A 3864-nucleotide genomic window follows, 5' to 3' on the forward strand; every position below is an offset into this window, starting at 1 on the left:
GGAGGATGGGAATGGCCAGCATTTGAGCGGCTGTCTTGATCTTGCCGAGCATCGAGACGGCGACGCTTTTTGCCGCGCCAATTTTGGCCATCCATTCGCGCAAGGCCGAAATGGTGATTTCGCGACCGATGATGATGCTGGCGACGATGGCATCCGTCCGGCCCAGTTCAACGAGAACAATCAATGCAGCGGCGACCATCAATTTATCGGCGACTGGGTCGAGAAAGGCACCAAAGGCCGATGTCTGATCGAGTTTTCGGGCCAGATAGCCATCGGCCCAATCGGTTAGGGCCGCTGCCACAAAAATGGATGTCGCGGCAAGATCACGCTCATGCAAGGTGGCCCAGTCTGCCGGCAAATAGTAAACGGCAATTAACAGTGGTATCGCCACGATACGAAGCCAGGTCAGCAGGATAGGCAGATTGAAAGGCATGGTTCAGTGTAATGCGGAATGTAGCTTTTCAGCCATATCCCGGCTGATGCCGGGCACTTCGGACAATTGTTCGGGGCTGGCGGCAAGTACACCGGGCAGGCCACCGAATCTGGCAACCAAGGCTTTCCTGCGGGCCGGTCCAATGCCGGGCAGGCTTTCCAGGGTTGATATTTTTCGTGCCTTGCTGCGTTGGGCTCGATGGCCCGTGATGGCAAAGCGATGAGCTTCGTCGCGTATTTCCTGGATCAGGTGCAACGCGGGGTGTTCCGCCGGCAATTGTAACGGCTCGCGGCCATCCGGGAAAACAAGTGATTCCAGCCCCGGCTTGCGTCCTTCGCCTTTGGCAACACCGATCATGGGCAAATGGGTCAGCCCCAGATCAGCCAGCGCAGCAAAGGCTGAAGCCACCTGCCCTTTTCCACCGTCGATCAGGATCAGGTCAGGCGCCGTACCCTCGCCGGCGGCAACACCATCGTAGCGCCGACTGACGGCCTGGCGCATGGCCGCATAGTCATCGCCTGGTTTGATGTCGCGAATATTGAAGCGCCGGTAGTCGGCGTTTTTCATGCGGTTTTCGTGGTAGACCACACAGGATGCTACGGTTGCTTCTCCCATCGTGTGACTGATGTCGAAGCATTCAATGCGAGCAATCGGCTCTGGCAGTTGTAATGCTTCCTGAAGTGCAGCTAACCGTTTTTCCTGCTGAGCCGTGGCCTGACTGCGTGCCAGAATGGCTAGTTTGGCGTTCTGCAATGCCATCTCGATCCAGGCTTTGTGGGAAAGACTGCGTGCCCGCATGACCGGAACCGGGCGCCCGGCCAGTTCGGCCAGCACCGCTTCGCTTTCACCCGGCTCATCTTCGGCGGGTAAGGGATGGACCAACAGGCGTGCCGGTGCCGGGTGGATGGCGTAGTGTTGGCGGAGAAAGGCAGCACAGGCATCTGCCGGCTCCGATTCGCCGGCGTTGGTCGGAAAGAACGGACGATCTCCGAGATGTCGTCCGCCGCGAACCATGGCAAGGTTGACGCACAACTGCCCAGCTTCCTTCTGCGCGACCAGTATGTCCATGTCTTCGCCTTTGGCGCTGAAAATGAACTGTTTTTCCTGCACTTGGTGCAACGACTGGATCAGATCCCGGTAGACTGCCGCCTGTTCAAAAGCAAGACGTGCGGAAGCGGCTTCCATGGCCTGATTCAGACGCTTTGAGACTTCCTGCTGTTTGCCGAGCAGGAACATCGAGCCCAGTTGAACATCGGTCGCGTAGTCTTCCGGCGAGATCAATCCGACGCACGGCCCGCTGCAACGTTTGATCTGATACAGCAGACATGGCCGCGAGCGGTTGGAAAAAACCGATTCTTCGCAAGTCCGCAGGCGAAATATTTTTTGCATCAGGTGGATGCTGTCGCGGACTGCCCAGCTGGACGGATAGGGGCCAAAGTAATTTGCCTTGCGATCCGGATTGCCACGGAAGAAGCAGAGCCGAGGGAATTTCCCCTTGGTTAGAACGATGTAAGGGTAGGACTTATCGTCCCGAAAAAGGATGTTGTAGCGTGGGGAAAGTGACTTGATCAGGTTGTTTTCCAGCAATAGCGCCTCGGCCTCGGTGCGCGTTGCTGTCGTTTCCACGCTAGCAATCTGGCTGACCATATGCGCGATGCGTGGGCTGGAAACATTTTCCCGAAAATAGGAAGAAACCCGTTTTTTGAGGTTCTTGGCTTTGCCGACGTAAAGGACGGCGGCATTGGCATCCAGCATGCGATAGACGCCGGGGAGTTCAGTCAGTGTAGCCAGGAAGGCCTTGGCATCGAAACTCATCGTGCGGGTTTAGGCGAGGCGGGTCTTGACCCCGGCAAACACCGCCTCAAAGCTTTCACGGGAAAGCCTGCCGGTACGCCAGTTGTAGCCACTGCAATGGTAGCTGTCGACAAGAGTTCGCCCGTCAGGCAAGGTGTGGCCGACGTTGTGGCCGAAGGTGAATTCCTTGAGCTTGAGGTCGTAAGCCCAAAGCAATGCTTGGTGGGCGATGGCACCAAGGGCGACGATGACTTTCAGTCTGGGCATCGCAGCCAATTCAACTTTCAGGTGGCCGTTGCACTGACGAATTTCAGCCGTTGTCGGCTTATTGGCCGGTGGGAGGCAACGCACGGCATTGGTGATCCGGCAGTTGCTTAGTTGCATCGCCGGGTTGGCCCAATGGTCGGCGCCCAGTGCTTCTGGTTCGCTGGCGAAGCCGAAGCGGTGCAAGGCTGGATAGAGAAGCTCGCCGGCGATGTCGCCGGTAAAGGGGCGACCGGTCCGGTTGGCCCCTTTTTCACCAGGGCCGAGGCCGACGACAAGGAGCTCCGCATCCAGGGAGCCGAAGGCCGGAACAGGCAAGGCGTGCCAGTCTGGATCGCGCTGGCGTATGTTGAAAAGGTGCTCGGCCAGACGTGGGCAGGCTGTACAGCCGGTGGGATCTTTGAATCTCGACATGGCTGCGATGTTAGCATGGCGACCATGCAGCTTCATTGGGACATCTTTTGCCGGGTCATCGACAACTTCGGCGACATCGGGGTTTGTTGGCGTCTGGCCAGGCAACTGGTGGCCGAGCATGGGCGCAAGGTACGTTTGTGGGTCGATGATCTAAATAGCCTGCAGCCGTTGTGTCCGTTAGTCGATCCGGCGCAGGCGAGGCAATCATGCCAGGGTATCGAAATTCGTCATTGGACCGAGAGCGCGGAATTCGAGCGGACGGTAGATGTCGTTATCGAGGCTTTTGCCTGTGACCTTCCGGCTGCGTATCTGTCGGCAATGGGCCAATCTTCGCCCAGGCCGTGCTGGATCAATCTCGAATACATGACTGCGGAATCCTGGGCCGATGGCTGTCACGGCATGGTATCGCCCCACCCTTCCCTGCCGTTGGTCAAATATTTCTTTTTCCCGGGCTTTTCACCAAAGAGCGGTGGGCTGCTGCGAGAAAACGAGCTGTTTTTGAAGCGTGACCACCATATCGCGGAGAACTTGGCCGACGGGGCGCTTGAGGTATGCCTGTTTTGCTATGACACGGCGCCAGTCGGCGCCTTGCTGGATGCGTTCCTGGATTCGCCGACCCATTTGGTTTGCCACGTACCTCCAGGCAAACCTTTGGCGGCGGTACAGGCTCATTTGGGCGGAAATGGGCCGTGGCAGCTTGGCAACGCGCTGATTCAGCCAATTCCTTTTATGCCGATCGATGATTTCGATCGTTTATTGTGGCGCTGCGACATCAATTTCGTACGGGGCGAGGATTCTTTCGTGCGCGCTCAGTGGGCTGCCAAGCCATTTATATGGCAGGTTTATCAACAGGATGACGGGGCACATCTGGCCAAACTTGAGGCATTTCTGGATTGCTATGGCAAGGGTCTCGATGCGACGACAGAAACAGCGCTGCGCCGGATGTTCGTCGCCTGGAA

General features: G+C 57.5%; 4 protein-coding genes. 1 reads left to right on the plus strand and 3 read right to left on the minus strand.

All coding sequences use genetic code 11. From position 1 onward, the window contains the following. The 3 genes from pgsA to ADADOO_RS06715 form a co-directional block, all read right to left on the minus strand. The coding region (pgsA, locus tag ADADOO_RS06705) for a CDP-diacylglycerol--glycerol-3-phosphate 3-phosphatidyltransferase (RefSeq protein WP_511276090.1) at window positions 1-433 on the minus strand (433 nt) is incomplete at its 3' end. A 3-nt stretch (window positions 434-436) separates the two neighbouring features. Beyond that, window positions 437-2248 carry an excinuclease ABC subunit UvrC gene (uvrC, locus tag ADADOO_RS06710; RefSeq protein ID WP_511276092.1) on the minus strand — a complete coding sequence of 604 codons (1812 nt, stop codon included), beginning with the start codon at window positions 2246-2248 and terminating at the stop codon, window positions 437-439. A 9-nt stretch (window positions 2249-2257) separates the two neighbouring features. Continuing rightward, a complete protein-coding gene (locus ADADOO_RS06715; protein WP_511276093.1) occupies window positions 2258-2905 on the minus strand; it encodes a uracil-DNA glycosylase in 648 nt (215 codons plus the stop codon). A gap of 15 nt (window positions 2906-2920) precedes the next feature. Between ADADOO_RS06715 and earP the strand changes: the two genes are divergently transcribed. Then, window positions 2921-3864 (plus strand): elongation factor P maturation arginine rhamnosyltransferase EarP (gene earP, locus ADADOO_RS06720; RefSeq protein WP_511276095.1); only part of this gene is annotated, 944 nt, incomplete at its 3' end.

Origin of the sequence: Azonexus sp. (assembly GCF_036170495.1) — a bacterium.
Taxonomy (GTDB): Bacteria; Pseudomonadota; Gammaproteobacteria; order Burkholderiales; family Rhodocyclaceae; genus Azonexus.